Genomic DNA, 15,297 nt, shown 5'->3' with positions numbered 1-15,297 from the left:
GCTGCTTAAACAGGCGCTCCCATTGGAGTTTCACCTGATCGCTTCAGGCGCTTGGCCAGTTGACGCAGCAAGCCATGGGAGAAATGGCTGGAGCGTTGCAACAGCTCATCAAAGGCATGAACGGGGAAAGCAAAGACATTGAGGCCATCGGGGGAGGCCTGAAGCTTGCTCATGGACGGCTCGCCGGAGATCACCTCCATCGCACCCATTACAGAGCCAACGTCGTGCTGTACGAGCTGACCACCATCAGTGGTTTCAGTTGCACCACCACGAAGAATCAAAAAGATTAAATTCTTCCTGTTCACTGCTTCACCAGCTGACCACGATTTCAACCAGCCGTGTTCAGCAACCCATAGCAATCCAGACGGCAGCAAGTCACGGAATAAGCTCGATTTAGCCAAATGAGGGAATTCATCATGATCACGATGCTTTTGCCCCTTGAGCTGACTATCTAAAAACATTGATGACCCCAAGCCAGGTCGACCAGACTGCAATCTTGAGGCAACAATTTCCGGTCTGATCAATCGCTCGACCATCAAGACCCAACCAGCTGTATCGGGGTCAGGATCCATCCATAACATATCAAGCGCCTCATCCAAAGAAGAGCTCTGATCTGGAGTTTGCTCCAACTCGCTCTCCAAAACATCTGGCGGAAGAAGGTCGGCAATTCCGTTCAAACGCTGTTCCATTGCCAACGCCAATGGATTCAACAGAACCTGATCTGAGGCGTGATCTTGCAAAACCAACAAGCATGCGCGCTCTTGCATGAATTGCTGCAGGCGTGTCTGCAACCTCAGCCGTGCCAAATCACCGGTGCTATGGAAACGACTGAGCACACGCTCGGCATCAGCCTCCTCCAAACCTGAATCCAACTTCAAACGTTCCAGACGAGTCTGCAACGGCGCAGGCAAAGAAGCAGCATCGAGGGTTTGCAAACCAGATGTGGCCAGAAAATCCTCAACGACTTCAGCAAACGCTTCTTCACGTAATTGCTGGAGTTGCAGGGTTCGCTCATCTAACTGCAACAGAGATGGCTCATCGGCCGCAAGGAAGCGAATGGCCGCATGGTGATCCTCTTCAGACAGTTGCAAGCTTTGACGCAGCTCCTCTAAATCCACCAAAGCAGCGGCGCGATCAAGAGAGCCATTCCGAATCAAATCGCGAATCACTCCTTGATAAATCTCACTGGCCCGTCCGCGAACAGCAGCAGGAAGTGCTTTAGCCAAAGTAAAGACCTCTTGGGCCGACAAGTCCTGCAACCGTCTGCCATCCAACGCCGCATCAAGGTCTGGCAGTTGCTGCAACTGTCGCCTCAAACTATCGGTTGTGCTCTCACGGCGATACGTGGACTGATCGCGCGCCCAAGACCGGAACAAAACAATTGCCGAAATAGCTAAAACCAGTGAGCGCATCCACTGGGCGCCATGGGGACCGAAGGCACCCTGACTGGGATCAACGAACCAGAAGAAGAAATTGATGGAGAAAAAAGTAGCCAGCAAGCGAGTGCGACTGACCGCCAAATCTGCAGCTCCAGGCAACCCCAATTTTTGATATTGATGCACAAAAGCGCGCTCAAGCCCCTGAAATAGAGCAACAGAAATCCAGCCAGCCAAAACCAGCAACAGAGGGATTACAACCAGCCTTGGGAACGGAAGCCAGCTGTGCAGAGGATCCAAAGCTCGCGCTGGCAATGTGGCATCAAAAGCCCAGCGGCCATCGCGCAAATAAGTCAACTCTGAATCTTGAGGCGCCATATGCGCCTCAACAGCCATCATCAACTCAAAGAACATCAGGATCAAACCTGGATAGGAATACCAGGCCCAAGCCAATCCACGCTTCCCCCTAAGAAACTGCCAATAATGGCGCTCAGAATCAATATCAATACAAGAGGCCTGGCAAGCCACACAGGCACTTTGCTCCTTACCCGAATCAGCAATTGAGCGACACATTGATTGTGTGATTTTGCTCGTGCTACCAATGTGGGCGGCTCCCCCTAGAGCACTTCGCTGACCAGTCAAGATGGTTTGAACCGGGCCCATTGGACAGATGTATTGACACCAGGCTTTTCCTGCATAAAACCAACCGACCAATGCAGCTGCTGCCAAGGTGAGAATCAGCAGCAATGCCAGGCCTATTGGGCTCGAATTAACAACCAATAGGCGAAGACAAAGGCCGGCAATCAGAAGCGTCCACTGCAACTGCACATGATGGCGTCCGAGCCATGAATCAGGTTTGACTTTGACGGGCTCAAGACGACCCTTTTTGTTCGCAACTTTGCGCTGGATCCCGAGTGAACGAGCAGCCTGGGAGACAAAAGCCAATGGACAAATTCGGCGCCAAAATTCATGACTGCCAACAACCAAAATCAACAACCCCGTTGGAACAACAACCCCCCAAAACAAACGATTGCCTGGCTGTCGATGCAGGAGGCACTCGACAGCATTGGGTTCACAACCTGGAGCCAATGACGTTGGCAAAGTCAGCGCTGGAATCAGCAGTGACAGGATTAACAAGCACCAACCCGTCAATAAAACCCAGCGCACCACCCGCACCTGTTGTTCTGGCCATTGACTGAACCAACGCATGCTTTATCGCGTTTGAACGTCACCTCAACCTGGCCAGAGCGCCCTGCTGTCGTCAATGAGCCGGTCACCTCCCTCTGACGAAGCTATGAATGAATAAATACAAGGTGCCCATGTGGGGCGACGAACCACAACTGGAGGCCTTCCGCGAGCGGCTCAAGGTGCTGCTGGAGGCCCATGAGCAGGATCTCAACCCGCAGGTGATCACGGCCGAGGAAGGCACGGTGCTCTGCCGCCAAGGCGAGCCGGTCGACACCCTGATGCTGCTGAGGAAAGGGCGTGTGGCCGTTGATCTCCATCAGGGGCCACTGGTGCACACACTCGCCGAGATTGATGCGGTGGAGCTGCTCGGTGAGGTGGGATTTTTCGCCAATGGGCAGCACTACGCCGACATGCGGGTGGTGAATGGCCCAGCAGAGCTGGCCACGATGAGGGGTGAGGAGCTGCTCAAGGCCATGCTCTACGACACCGATCTGGTGGTGGAGCTGCTGTCGCTAGTGAGTGAGCGCTGCCGCCGCGGCAACCGCGTGATTGGACTCCTGCTCAACGGCATCGAAGCGGTGCACAAGAGCCAAAGCGACCGGCTGCAGCACACCAGCGATCAACTCGGCGGCATCCATTTCTGCGTGGGCAAAGCCAGTGATCAGCTCCAGGAGCTGCACGACAAGCTGCAGGGCACTTAGTTAGCCCTGCAGCTCCTGCTGCAAGGAACTTTTGGCCTGCTCCAGGGCTCCGTCTAAGGCCGCACCATCACGGCCGCCTGCTTGAGCCAGGTTGGGGCGACCGCCGCCGCCACCGCCGCAGAGCTTGGCCACACCACCAATGAATTGGCCGGCCTTTTGGCCCTTGGCGACCACCGCTTTGCCAAATGCGGCCACCAGGATCACCTTGCCCAGATCGCTTGGATCGGGCAGCCCCCCCAGCACAACAGCAGCACCATCACCCAGCTGATCGGCCAAGCCTTGGGCAGCGCTTTGCAGCCCGCCGCCATCAACACCATCGAGGCGTGCCACCAACAGCTGATACTCACCAATCGCCTCGGCTTGGGCCGCCAAAGCTGCGGCTTTAGCAATGGCGAGTTCTGAGCGGGCTGCGGCCAGGGCCTTGGTGGCACTTTTGAGCTCTTCCTGCAAACCGGCCACGCGAGCGGTGATCTCAGCAGGCTGCACCTTGAAGCGCTCACTGAGCTGCTTCACCACAACATCACGCTCATTGAGGTAAGCCAGCACCGCCGGCCCGGCGACCGCCTCAATGCGGCGAATCCCAGAGGCCACGCCGGCTTCACTAACGATCTTGAACAGCCCGATCTCAGCGGTGTTGGCCACATGGGTGCCGCCGCAGAGCTCCATCGACACCCCGGGCACATCCACCACGCGCACCACATCGGCGTACTTCTCGCCAAACATCGCCACGGCCCCCGCGGCCTTGGCCGCCTCTATCGCCATTTCCTGCACCTCAAGGCTGTGGGCCTCGGCGATCCAGCCATTGATCAGGGCCTCCAGCTGCTCAAGCTCAGCGGCGGTCACAGCGCGGGGGCAGTGGAAATCGAAACGCAAGCGATCGAAATCCACCAACGAGCCGGCCTGGCTGATGCTGGAATCCACCACCTGCTTGAGGGCCGCTTGCAGCAGGTGCGTGGCGGTGTGATGGGCCTGGGCCCGGCGCCGGCAGGTGCGATCCACCTGGGCGGTCACCAGATCTCCCACCGACAGCTGACCGCGCTCGATGCTGCCGGCATGGACGAACACATCGCGCTGACGGTTCACCGACTCAATCGAGACAATCAGGTCTTGACCGCTCAAGCTGCCGCGATCACCCACTTGTCCGCCGCCTTCTCCGTAAAAAGGCGTGGAGTCGAGAACCAGCTGAACGGCATCACCAGCGCTCGCTGTTTGGGCCGGTTCACCGTTGACCACCAAAGCCACCACACAACTGGGGTGCTCTAAAGCCTCATAGCCCTTAAAAGCAGTGGCCTCCAGTTCCGCCGCCATCTGCTCAATGGCCCCTTGCAGGGTGAGGTCGATGCTCACCGCCGCGGCCTTGGCCCGCTGACGCTGAGCCTCCATGGCCGCCTCAAAGCCAGCCAAATCAACACTTAAGCCGTGCTCTTCGGCGATTTCTTCGGTGAGCTCCAGCGGGAAGCCATAGGTGTCATAGAGCTCAAAGGCCTGCTCGCCGCTGATCTGCTTGGGCTTGGCCGCCAGCACATCGGCCAGCAACTTCTCGCCGCGCTCCAGGGTTTCTAAAAAGCGCGCTTCTTCGCGCTGCAGCTCTGCCAGGATCAGCTCGCGGCGCTCATTGAGCTGCGGGTAGGCCGCCTGCATCAAGGCAATGGCCGCCTCACCCATGGCCACCAGAAAAGGCTTGTTGATGCCCAACAGGCGCCCATGGCGCACAACCCGGCGCAGCAGCCGCCGCAGGATGTAGCCGCGGCCGAGGTTCGAGGCGGTCACGCCATCACAGATCAGCTGGGTCACCGCGCGGCTGTGATCACCAATCACCTTCAGTGACGTTTGCCCTTTGACATCGAGCTGGCGGTAGTCGACATCAGCCAGGCCGGCGGCCGTTTCGATCAGCGGATAAATGAGATCGGTTTCGTAGTTGTTGGGCACCCCCTGCAGGATCTGGGCCATGCGCTCGAGGCCCAAACCGGTATCGATGTTCTTGTTGGCCAGCGGCGTGAGCGTGCCTTCCGCATCACGGCTGTATTGCATGAACACCAAGTTGTAGAACTCGATGAAGCGGCTGTCGTCCTCAAGATCGATGCCCTCATCGCCCAGTTCGGGCTTGAAGTCGTAATAGATCTCGGAACAGGGACCGCAGGGGCCAGTTGGGCCTGAAGCCCAGAAGTTGTCAGCCTCATCCATGCGGATGATGCGCTTGGGGTTCACCCCCACCACATCACGCCAAATCGCCTCGGCTTCGTCGTCTTCGCGGAAGACACTCACCACCAAGTTCTTGGGATCAAGGCCAAACACCTCGGTGCTGAGCTCCCACGCCCATTCGATGGCCTGCTGCTTGAAGTAATCCCCAAAGGAGAAGTTGCCGAGCATCTCGAAAAACGTGTGATGCCGGGCCGTGCGGCCCACGTTTTCGATGTCGTTGGTGCGAATGCACTTTTGGCTGCTGGTGGCCCGCGGCGCTGGACGCTCCTGCTGGCCCAAGAACACCGGCTTAAACGGCAGCATCCCGGCGATGGTGAGCAGCACCGTGGGGTCCTCAGGAATCAGCGAGGCACTGGGGATGGACGTGTGACCGCGGGATTTGTAGAACTCCAAGAACGCTGCACGGATCTCGGCACCACGGCGGGGACGGGCGACGGCAGGGGCCATGGTGAAAGGGTTGCAAGCCAGCGGCCATGATCCCGCAACACCTGCACGCCCATAGTGTGGAGATGGCTTCCCGTGCCGTTTCTCCGCTGCCGCAGCCATGAGCCTGCTGCACGCCGTTTGGCTGCCCAACCCCGGAGCGCCCCATCTGGCCCTCTGGGCGGATACCTGGCGCGTGGCCAAACCACGCAAATTGGACGACCTTGAGGCACCACTGCTGCATCCCTTGGCGCTGGAGGCAGGCGACCTCAAAGCTTGGCTGGAAGAGATCGACCGGCTGCCAGCTGAAGCGCAGGCCATCGAAGTGCAGCTGACCCTGCCCAGCCGCAGCAATGGCCTGCCGCTGATGGCTGGTGAAGCGATCCCGAAAACCGTGCAGTGGTGGCCCTGGCGCGTGCCCGCCCTGGCCATGGCCCCAGCCGATGCCGCCAGTTGGTTGGGGCAACTGCCACTGGCGAGTAGCCCAGCTGAGCTTGGGGATGATCTGAGCTGGTGGGCTCACCTGCAGCGCTGGAGCCTGAGCCTGGTCGCCCGCGGCCGCTGGTTGCCGGTGGTGCGGCGGCTGGAACCCGGCCATGTGCAAGCCAGCTGGCAGCCCCTGCTCAATCACGAAGAAGACCGCCGCCGCCTTGAGGATCTCGCCAGCCAGATGCCGCTGGTGGTCAGCGCAGCGGACACCCCAGGCGCGCTGGGCTGCCGGCGGCCCAGCGCCAAGCGTTTGCAAGTGGCCCAAATCGCTGGGGCGCTGCTCGATGGTCAGCTGCGCCAGGGCTTTCAAACCTCATCAGAGGGATTGGATCCACTGCTGGCGGGCTGGCAGAAGGCCTTGGGTCCTGGCGATGGAATCCTGGCCCTCTCAGACGACGACAGCGCCCGCCTGATTAGTGCCACCTCCCGCTGGCGCGAGACCGTGGCCGGCCAGGTGGCACCGGCGCGGGCCCTGCTGGAGCTCGACACACCACCGGAGGGCAGTGAGCTCTGGCCCTTGCGCTTTGGCCTGCAAGCCGAAGCCGACGCCAACCTGCGCCAGAGCGCGGCAGCTGTTTGGAATGCCGGTGATGGCGTGCTGCAACTGGGCGAAATCCAGGTGGAGCAGCCCGGTGAACTGCTCTTAGAGGGCCTGGGCCGGGCCCTGGTGGCCTTTGAGCCCCTGGCCCGCGGGCTGGATGCAGCAGCCCCAGAAGCGATGGAGCTGGCACCAGCGGAAGCGTTTGTGTTGGTGCGAACCGCCGCGGCCAAGCTGCGGGATGTGGGCGTTGGGGTGGTGCTGCCCCCCAGCCTCAGCGGGGGCCTCGCCAGCCGGCTGGGCCTGGCGATCAAGGCCGAGCTGCCCGAACAGGGCCGTGGCTTCAGCCTCGGCGAAAACCTGGAGTGGTCGTGGCAGCTGATGATCGGCGGCGTCACCTTGACGCTCAAGGAGCTCGAGCGGCTGGCCGGCAAGCGCAGCCCCTTGGTGCAACACAAAGGCGCGTGGATCGAGCTGCGGCCCAGCGATCTGAAAAACGCCGAGAAGTTCTGCGCGGCTGATCCACCGCTCAGCCTCGATGACGCCTTAAGGCTCACCGCCAGCGAAGGCGACACGCTGATGCGGCTGCCGGTGCACCGCTTTGAAGCGGGCCCCAGGCTCCAGGCGGTGCTGGAGCAATACCACCAGCAAAAAGCGCCCGATCCGCTGGCGGCACCGGAAGGCTTTGAAGGGCAATTGCGGCCCTATCAAGAGCGCGGCCTCGGCTGGCTGGCCTTCCTGCACCGCTTTGATCAAGGCGCCTGCCTAGCCGATGACATGGGCCTGGGCAAAACGATCCAGCTGCTGGCCTTCCTGCAACACCTCAAAGCCGAGCAAGAGCTCAAACGGCCGGTGCTGCTGGTGGCGCCCACCTCCGTGCTGACCAACTGGAAGCGGGAGGCGGCCCAGTTCACCCCGGAGCTGCAGGTGCTGGAGCACTACGGCCCCAAACGCGCCAGCACCGATGCAGCGCTGAAAAAAGCGCTTAAGAGCACTGATCTGGTGCTCACCAGCTACGGGCTGCTGCAACGGGACAGCGAATTGCTGGGCAACTTCGATTGGCAAGGACTGGTGATCGATGAAGCCCAAGCGATCAAAAACCCTGGCTCCAAGCAGAGCAAAGCGGCCCGGAGCTTGGCGCGGCCCAGCCGCCAGAGCCGCTTCCGCATCGCCCTGACCGGCACACCGGTGGAGAACCGGGTCAGTGAGCTGTGGGCCCTGATGGATTTCCTCAACCCGCGGGTGCTGGGCGAAGAGGACTTCTTCCGCCAGCGCTACCGCTTACCGATTGAGCGCTATGGCGACACCTCCTCGCTCAAGGACCTCAAAGCCCGCGTCGGCCCCTTCATCCTTAGGCGCCTGAAAAGCGACAAATCGATCATTGCCGATCTGCCTGAAAAGCTGGAGCTGCCTGAATGGGTGGAGCTCAGCGGCGAGCAGGCCAAGCTCTATCGCAAGACCGTCGACGACACGCTGGAGGCGATCCAACGGGCACCGCTCGGCCAACGCCACGGCCAGGTGCTGGGGCTGCTCACCAAGCTCAAACAGATCTGCAACCACCCCGCGTTGCTGCTGGGGGAAGAGGAGGTGGGCGCCGATTTCGCCAGCCGTTCGGCGAAGTTGCAACGGCTTGAGGAGATTCTCGAAGAGGTGATGGAGGCGGGGGATCGCGCCCTGCTGTTCACCCAATTCGCCAGCTGGGGGCATCTGCTCAAAAACCATTTGCAGCAGCGTTGGCGCCAGGAGGTGCCGTTCTTGCACGGGGGCAGCAGCAAAAACGAACGCCAAGCGATGGTGGATCGCTTCCAGCAGGACCCCCGCGGCCCGCAACTGTTCTTGCTTTCGCTCAAAGCCGGCGGCGTGGGCCTCAACCTCACCCGCGCCAGCCATGTCTTCCACATCGATCGCTGGTGGAATCCCGCCGTGGAGAACCAGGCCACCGACCGGGCCTACCGCATCGGCCAAACCCAGCGGGTGCTGGTGCACAAATTCATCACCACCGGCTCGCTGGAAGAAAAAATTGATCGCATGATTCAGGAGAAAGCCTCCCTGGCCGCTGACATCGTGGGCAGTGGTGAGGAATGGCTGGGCGGGCTGGAGCTCAGCCAATTGCGCGATCTCGTATCCCTGGAGGCCACACCATGACCAACACCACCCTGGGCAAGGAAGGACTGGGGCAACAGCCCTGGTGGGTTGTCGAGTGGATGGAGCTGATCAACTCCTACCGCTACAAAAAACGGCTGGAGCGCGCCTGGATCTATGCCCGCGAGGGCAACGTGCTCTCGATTCGTTTTGAAGGCCGGCGCGTGCAGGCAAGGGTGCAAGGCACTGAGCCTGAGCCCTACAAGCTCAAGCTATGGCTTGATGTGCTCAACGACGAGGACTGGGATTTTGTGCTCGAGGCGCTGCTGCAAAAAGCACGCTGGACCTGTCAGCTGTTGGCCGGGGTGATGCCCGATGACATCGAGCGGGCCTTTGCCGCCAGCGGCAAGCGGCTGTTCCCGTTCAAGTTGCAGGAGGTGCGCAGCGAATGCAGCTGCCCCGATAAGGCCAACCCCTGCAAACACATCAGCGCCGTCTACTACTTGATGGGTGATCGCTTCAGCGAAGACCCCTTCGTGCTGTTCCAGCTGCGTGGCCGCAGCCGCAGCCAACTACTCAAAGAACTCGCCGAACGGCGCAAACAGCGGCTGCAAGAGCAACGGGAGAGCGGTGAAGCACCCGCCGCCTTGACCCCAACGGTGGCACCGCCGCCGGATCCAACGCGCTGGTGGAGCTACAGCGCTGCCCTCGATCCCGACCTGGTGGTGATCACCCCAGCGATGGAAGGCAGCACCGGCCTGGATGAGGCGGGCGACCTACCGCTGGCCGCTGAACCCCGCTTTCCCGAGGCCAACCAACGCTTCCTTGATCAACTGCGGCAGCACGGAACCATGGTGGGGCAGATGGCGATGATGGAAGCGATGGCAGCTGGCGCGGAGCCATGAGCGAAGCGGCGGAGGCTCCTTGGCTCTCCCCGCAGCTTTTGGGGCTCACGGCACTGCTACTGGAATCACACCAACGGCTGTTCCAACGCCCCCTGGTTCGCAGCAATGGCATCCGGCTGGCGGCCCAGGAGCTGTTTGTGCTCGATCAGGTGGTGCTCTGCCATGACGGCAGTGAAGACCCCCGCTTTCTCTATGCCAACCGGGCGGCCCTGCAGCTGTTCAGCCGCAACTGGGAGCAGATGGTGGGCATGCCCTCACGGCTGAGCGCCAGCGCCAATCAGCGCCTCAGCCGGCGCGAGCAACTGGAGCTGGCCAGACGCCAAGACAAGCTCGAGAACTACAGCGGCGTACGGGTGAATAGCCAGGGCCGGCGCTTTCAAATCCGAGGGGCACGGATCTGGAGCCTGATCGATCAAGAGCGCCACTACAGCGGCCAGGCGGCCTGTTTCGGCCAATGGTGGTGGGAACCGTAATGGGTGTGGTGGACCGCACCGCAAACGCCGGTTCTCCTCATCGCCGCAGCGGAGTAGGCGTCGAACACTGAGGTCAACGGGGCGGCGATCAGCCAGCCCCACCACCCCGTGAGGACACCACCATGCTTTCCCGTCACGCCACCCCTTTCGATCTGTTTGAAAAGCTCGAGCAGCAGTTGGCCCAGGCCGAACGCGTGCCTGCCGCCGAAGTGCTCGAAACCGACGCCGCCTTCCAGATCGCCGTTGAACTGCCTGGCGCTGCCAAGGACTCCATTGATGTCAAAGCCACCGACCGCAGCCTGGTGATCAGCGCTGAGCGGGTCCAACCGGAGGGCGAGCGCGATGGCGAAGCCCTCGTCAGCGAGTTTCGCTATGGCAGCTGGAGCCGCAGTTTCCGCTTCCCCAAGGGGATTCAACGCGATGAACTCAAGGCCAGCTACCGCGATGGCCTGCTGCGCATCACCGCCCCCAAAGCGGAGAGCAACGCAGCTGTGAGCATCACGGTTGAGGCCTGAAGTCGCGGAGCACACAGACAAAACGGGCTGCGACACCTGAGGCTCATTCCGAGTCATCGCAGCCCTGCCATGGAACTGGTCCGCGTCCGCACCACCTCAGCCCCTGGTCTGGGCCTCTGGTTGAAGACACTGCGCAAGGGTTTAAGCGGCCAGGGCTACCGCGTTGAGGTGATCGATAACGGACCGGTTCAGGTGTCGCTCAAGTCCACCCACCCCGACATCGACGGGGTGCTGTGCCTGGATGCGACCCTGCAAGCCGATCGCGAAGCCGGCGGGCTAGAGCTGCTCACCCGCTTGCAATGGCGCGGCGAGCCCGGCACCGATGAGACCCTGCAACAGATGCGCGATGTGGTCGCCGCTTTGGTGCCCAACGACAGCATCTTGAGCCTCAGGGACGAAGCCGCCGAATTGGTGGCCGCCTGAACCAGCCGCCAGCCACCTGAGTTCGGTCCTAGGTTTTATTGCCAGGAGCCATGAAACGGCAATGGTGGCGATCCAACCCAGGCTGACGCTGCAGCAGCAGGAGATTGCAGCTGATACCAAGACCTTGCGGTCCCTCGATTGGGACCGCAGCCGCTTTGATATCGAGTTCGGGCTGCGCAATGGCACCACCTACAACTCGTTTTTGGTGCGCGGTGAGCGCACCGCACTGATCGATTCGAGCCACGCCAAATTCCGCAGCAGCTGGATCCCGGCGCTGCAGGAGATGGTTGATCCCTCAACGATCGATGTGCTGATCGTTTCCCACACCGAACCCGATCACTCGGGCCTGATTGGCGATCTGCTGGAACTCAACCCCGAGATTGAGGTGGTGGGTTCGAAGGTGGCGATTAACTACCTGCAAAGCCAGGTGCACCGGCCCTTCAACAGCCGGGCGGTGAAAAGCGGCGAAACCCTGGATCTGGGCACCAACCCCGAGAGCGGTATCGAGCACCGCTTTGAGTTCCTCAGTGCCCCCAACCTGCACTGGCCCGACACGATCTTCAGCTTTGATCACGGCACCGGGGTGCTCTACACCTGTGATGCCTTTGGCCTGCATTACTGCAGTGATGAGGTCTTCGATACCGACCCGGGCTCGATCGCACCGGACTTTCGGTATTACTACGACTGCCTGATGGGCCCCAACGCCCGAAGCGTGTTGCAGGCCCTCAAACGCATGGAAGGGCTGCCGGAGATCACGATGATCGCCACCGGCCATGGGCCGCTGCTGCGCGATCACCTCAACCTCTGGATCACCGACTACGGCGACTGGAGCCGCGAGCGCAGCAAAGGCGATCGCTACGCCGCGGTGGTCTACGTGAGCCAATACGGCTTCTGTGATCGGCTCAGCCAGGCCATTGCCCGTGGCATCAGCAAAACCGAACTGCCGGTGCAGCTGGTGGATCTACGCGGCACCGATCCCCAGGAGCTCACCGCCTTGATCAGTGAAGCCACCGCCTTGGTGCTGCCCACCCCACCGGCTGATCGCGACAGCGATTTGCAAGCCAACTGGGGCACCCTGCTGGCAGCGCTGAAAGCCAAACAAGCGGTCGGCCTTTACGACGCCTATGGCGGCAACGACGAGCCGATTGATGCGGTCGCCAACCAACTGCGCGAGCTGGGCCACCGCGAGGGTTTTGCACCGCTGCGCATCCGCAGCGTTCCCGATGCCGCGGCCTATCAACTCTGCGAAGAAGCCGGCACCGACCTCGGCCAACTGGTGCAACGGGCCAAAACCATCCAGGCGATGAAGTCGCTCGATGGTGATCTCGATAAGGCCCTGGGCCGCCTCAGCGGCGGGCTCTATGTGGTGACCGCCCAGCAAGGAGAAGGCAGCGAGCTGCGCACTGGCGCCATGGTGGCCAGCTGGGTGAGCCAGGCCAGCTTTGAACCGCCCGGACTCACGGTGGCGGTGGCCAAAGACCGGGCCATCGAAGCCTTGATGCAGGTGGGTGATCGCTTTGTGTTGAACGTGCTGGCTGAAGAAAACCATCAGCCGCTGCTGCGTCATTTCCTGAAGCGTTTCCCACCTGGAGCCGACCGCTTTGCTGGTGTGGCCACCTTGGAGGGGACTGCCGCGGGGGGACCTGTGTTGAGTGAGGCTCTGGCCTATCTCGATTGCCAGGTGCAGCAGCGCATGGAGTGCGCCGACCACTGGTTGATCTATGCGGTCGTCAATGGCGGCAATGTGGCTGATCAGCAAGCCAGCACCGCCGTGCACCACCGCAAAGTGGGGAATCACTACTGATGGGCGATCAGCGCTCGGTGCTGCAGCTGCCGATCGACGGGGGACTGACCTGCCTGCGCGGCCTCAGCCCGCAGCGCACCCGCTTTGAAGTGGAGTACGCCCTCGAGCGGGGCAGCTGCCACAACAGCTTCCTGTTCAACAGCAGCGATCCGGCCAAGCCCGCGGTGCTGGTGCACCCGCCTGGGGCCACCTTCAGCGAACCCTTCCTCGCCAGCCTCAAGGAACTGCTGAAGCCAGAGCAACCACTGCAGGTGGTGCAAGGCAACGTCAACCCCGATCGGGTGGCGCTGCTGCATGCCCTGGTGCGCCAACACCCACAGGTTGAGCTGGTGGTCTCCAATGCCGGCGCCAAATTGCTCGATGAGCTTTGGAGCCGGCAAAAGCCCGGCAGTGATGCTCCGCCGCCGCCGCCCCAGGCGCAGCGCACGGTGATCAAACAAGACAGCAACCTGGCGCTGCCTGATGGCCGCGAACTAGAGGTGCTGGCGGTGCCAACACCTCGCTGGCCTGGAGGCCTGGTGGCGTTTTTGCCCGATAACGGCCTGCTGATGAGCGGCCGCTTTTTTGCCGCTCACCTCTGCAGCGACAGCTACGCCGAAACCAACCGCAGCAGCACCGAAGAAGACCGCCGCTACTACTACGACTGCCTGATGGCACCGATGGCCAGCCAAGTGGAAGCGGTGGTGAGCCGGCTTGAGGAGCTGCCGATCCGCAGCATCGCGCCGGGCTATGGGCCCGCCATCGATGACAGCTGGCGCAGCCTGCTGGCGGACTACGGCCGCTGGGGAGAAGCCCAGCAGCGCTCGAAGCTGGAAGTGGCTCTGCTCTATGCCAGCGCCTACGGCAACACCGCCTCCATCGCCGATGCCATTGGCCAGGGCATTGCCCGCACCGGCGTGCGCGTCAACAGCCTCAACTGCGAGTTCAGCGAGCCAGTGGCGCTGCTGAAGGCGATTCAGGGTTGCGATGCCCTGCTAATTGGCTCCCCCACTCTCGGCGGCCATGCGCCAACGCCAATCGTTTCGGCCCTCGGCACTGTGCTGGCTGAAGGCGACCGCAGCAAACCGGTGGGGGTGTTCGGCAGCTTTGGCTGGAGCGGAGAAGCGCTGGATCTACTGGAAACCAAACTCACTGACGGCGGCTTCAGCCAAGCCTTTGAACCAATCCGGGTGAAGTTCAGCCCTGATGCCCCCACGCTGAAGCGCTGCGAAGAAACCGGCATGGGCCTGGCCCGCAAGCTGCAGCAACAGCAGAAGCGCCAGCAAAAACGCGCTGGTGGCGGACTGAGCGAAAGCCGCAGCGATCCCGGCGTGCTGGCCCTTGGACGCGTGGTGGGGTCTCTCTGCGTGCTGACCGCCAGCAAAGGAGAAGGCGAGCAAGCCCTCAGTGGCGCCATGGTGGCCAGCTGGGTGAGCCAGGCCAGCTTCACGCCTCCGGGCATCACGGTCGCGGTGGCCCGCGACCGTGCCGTGGAAGCGCTGCTGCATGTGGGCGACCGCTTTGCCCTCAACGTGCTGGCCGAAGGCCGCGAAACCGGCCCGATGAAGCAATTCCTGCAGCCGTTCAATCCCGGCGACGATCGCTTTGCCGGTTTGGAGCTCGAACGCAGCCCCGGCGGGCAGCCGCTGTTGCCGGAAGCGCTGGCCTGGCTGGAGGGAACGGTCAAGCAGCGCATGGACGTTGGTGACCACTGGGTGGTGTACGCCGAAGTCAGTGCTGGCGGGCTATTTGATGAAGAGGGAGTGACGGCGCTACATCACCGCCGCAGCGGCAGCAACTACTGATGGGCCCATTTGTGCACACCCAAAAAAGTCATGCAGGCCGCCTCAACTGCGGCTCTAATGCAGTCAGGCGGATCGTTCGCAATTGGAGAGCCAAACTCCCGGGCAGGTGGAGCGTTACCGCGGTTTTGTACTCATCCCAGAAGAGGACCTGAGCTGGCAGGTGCGCCCCGAGCGCAGCCCGATGCACGTGTTGCCGTTTCGCGCGCCGGCCTGCTCGATCGCCGATGTGAAAGCCCTGGTGGATTGGCGCCTGGCCCGCTTGGGCCGCGACCGCAGGCCCAAGGCGGAGCTGCTGCCTCAAACCAAAGGCAACGGTTGGCGGCTGGCTGAGATGCAAGACCAACAAAAAACCGCCTGAGCTAGCAGGCTCAAGCGGTTGATCACAAGCTAAAAA

11 protein-coding genes are annotated in these 15,297 nt (G+C 61.7%); 9 read left to right on the top strand and 2 right to left on the bottom strand.

The annotated features are described in order from the left end of the window. Positions 1-5: 5 nt before the first annotated feature. Positions 6-2,585, bottom strand: a complete 2,580-nt coding sequence (locus SIB46_RS09270; RefSeq protein WP_413295885.1) for a 4Fe-4S binding protein — start codon at positions 2,583-2,585, stop codon at positions 6-8. Between the two features lie 89 nt (positions 2,586-2,674). Here SIB46_RS09270 and SIB46_RS09265 point away from each other — a divergent pair, with 89 nt between their 5' ends. After that, complete coding sequence (locus tag SIB46_RS09265; RefSeq protein ID WP_413295883.1) at positions 2,675-3,265, top strand: cyclic nucleotide-binding domain-containing protein; 591 nt, start codon at positions 2,675-2,677, stop codon at positions 3,263-3,265. On the opposite strand, the gene alaS is transcribed toward SIB46_RS09265, so the two are convergent. After that, positions 3,266-5,914, bottom strand: a complete 2,649-nt coding sequence (gene alaS, locus SIB46_RS09260; protein ID WP_413295881.1) for an alanine--tRNA ligase — start codon at positions 5,912-5,914, stop codon at positions 3,266-3,268. A 97-nt stretch (positions 5,915-6,011) separates the two neighbouring features. Between alaS and SIB46_RS09255 the strand changes: the two genes are divergently transcribed. The 8 genes from SIB46_RS09255 to SIB46_RS09220 all read left to right on the top strand — a co-directional run bounded on the left by SIB46_RS09255 (position 6,012) and on the right by SIB46_RS09220 (position 15,261). After that, positions 6,012-9,062: a DEAD/DEAH box helicase gene (locus tag SIB46_RS09255; RefSeq protein WP_413295879.1), complete on the top strand. Its 3,051-nt coding sequence runs from the start codon at positions 6,012-6,014 to the stop codon at positions 9,060-9,062. Beyond that, positions 9,059-9,904, top strand: coding sequence for an SWIM zinc finger family protein (locus tag SIB46_RS09250; RefSeq protein WP_413295877.1), 846 nt, complete (start codon positions 9,059-9,061; stop codon positions 9,902-9,904). The genes SIB46_RS09255 and SIB46_RS09250 overlap by 4 nt, the downstream gene beginning before the upstream one ends. Further along, positions 9,901-10,377 (top strand): MEKHLA domain-containing protein, encoded by a 477-nt coding sequence (locus SIB46_RS09245; protein WP_413295875.1) that lies wholly within the window; start codon positions 9,901-9,903, stop codon positions 10,375-10,377. Before SIB46_RS09250 ends, SIB46_RS09245 begins: the two co-directional genes overlap by 4 nt. 122 nt (positions 10,378-10,499) lie before the next feature. Continuing rightward, positions 10,500-10,892, top strand: coding sequence for an Hsp20/alpha crystallin family protein (locus tag SIB46_RS09240; RefSeq protein ID WP_413295873.1), 393 nt, complete (start codon positions 10,500-10,502; stop codon positions 10,890-10,892). Positions 10,893-10,961: 69 nt separating this feature from the next. After that, positions 10,962-11,315 carry a hypothetical protein gene (locus SIB46_RS09235; protein WP_413295871.1) on the top strand — a complete coding sequence of 118 codons (354 nt, stop codon included), beginning with the start codon at positions 10,962-10,964 and terminating at the stop codon, positions 11,313-11,315. A gap of 61 nt (positions 11,316-11,376) precedes the next feature. Continuing rightward, a complete protein-coding gene (locus SIB46_RS09230; protein WP_413295869.1) occupies positions 11,377-13,119 on the top strand; it encodes a diflavin flavoprotein in 1,743 nt (580 codons plus the stop codon). Then, entirely contained in the window at positions 13,119-14,903 is a 1,785-nt protein-coding gene (locus tag SIB46_RS09225; protein ID WP_413295867.1) for a flavin reductase, read from the top strand. Before SIB46_RS09230 ends, SIB46_RS09225 begins: the two co-directional genes overlap by 1 nt. Before the next feature lie 106 nt (positions 14,904-15,009). Further along, on the top strand, positions 15,010-15,261 hold the full coding sequence (locus SIB46_RS09220) for a hypothetical protein (protein ID WP_413297809.1): 252 nt from the start codon (positions 15,010-15,012) through the stop codon (positions 15,259-15,261). Positions 15,262-15,297: the final 36 nt, after the last annotated feature.

This window comes from Synechococcus sp. MIT S9452, assembly GCF_047304245.1.
Classification (GTDB): domain Bacteria; phylum Cyanobacteriota; class Cyanobacteriia; order PCC-6307; family Cyanobiaceae; genus RCC307.
The sequence above is the reverse complement of the archived record's forward strand: the minus strand, read 5'-3'. Positions and strand labels throughout refer to the sequence as shown.

Bases quoted from the DNA above. Each gene is read 5' to 3' on its own strand.
- SIB46_RS09270 (WP_413295885.1), bottom strand. From the start codon at position 2,585: ATGCGTTGGTTCAGTCAATGGCCAGAACAACAGGTGCGGGTGGTGCGC.
- SIB46_RS09265 (WP_413295883.1), top strand. From the start codon at position 2,675: ATGAATAAATACAAGGTGCCCATGTGGGGCGACGAACCACAACTGGAG.
- alaS (WP_413295881.1), bottom strand. From the start codon at position 5,914: ATGGCCCCTGCCGTCGCCCGTCCCCGCCGTGGTGCCGAGATCCGTGCA.
- SIB46_RS09255 (WP_413295879.1), top strand. From the start codon at position 6,012: ATGAGCCTGCTGCACGCCGTTTGGCTGCCCAACCCCGGAGCGCCCCAT.
- SIB46_RS09250 (WP_413295877.1), top strand. From the start codon at position 9,059: ATGACCAACACCACCCTGGGCAAGGAAGGACTGGGGCAACAGCCCTGG.
- SIB46_RS09245 (WP_413295875.1), top strand. From the start codon at position 9,901: ATGAGCGAAGCGGCGGAGGCTCCTTGGCTCTCCCCGCAGCTTTTGGGG.
- SIB46_RS09240 (WP_413295873.1), top strand. From the start codon at position 10,500: ATGCTTTCCCGTCACGCCACCCCTTTCGATCTGTTTGAAAAGCTCGAG.
- SIB46_RS09235 (WP_413295871.1), top strand. From the start codon at position 10,962: ATGGAACTGGTCCGCGTCCGCACCACCTCAGCCCCTGGTCTGGGCCTC.
- SIB46_RS09230 (WP_413295869.1), top strand. From the start codon at position 11,377: ATGGTGGCGATCCAACCCAGGCTGACGCTGCAGCAGCAGGAGATTGCA.
- SIB46_RS09225 (WP_413295867.1), top strand. From the start codon at position 13,119: ATGGGCGATCAGCGCTCGGTGCTGCAGCTGCCGATCGACGGGGGACTG.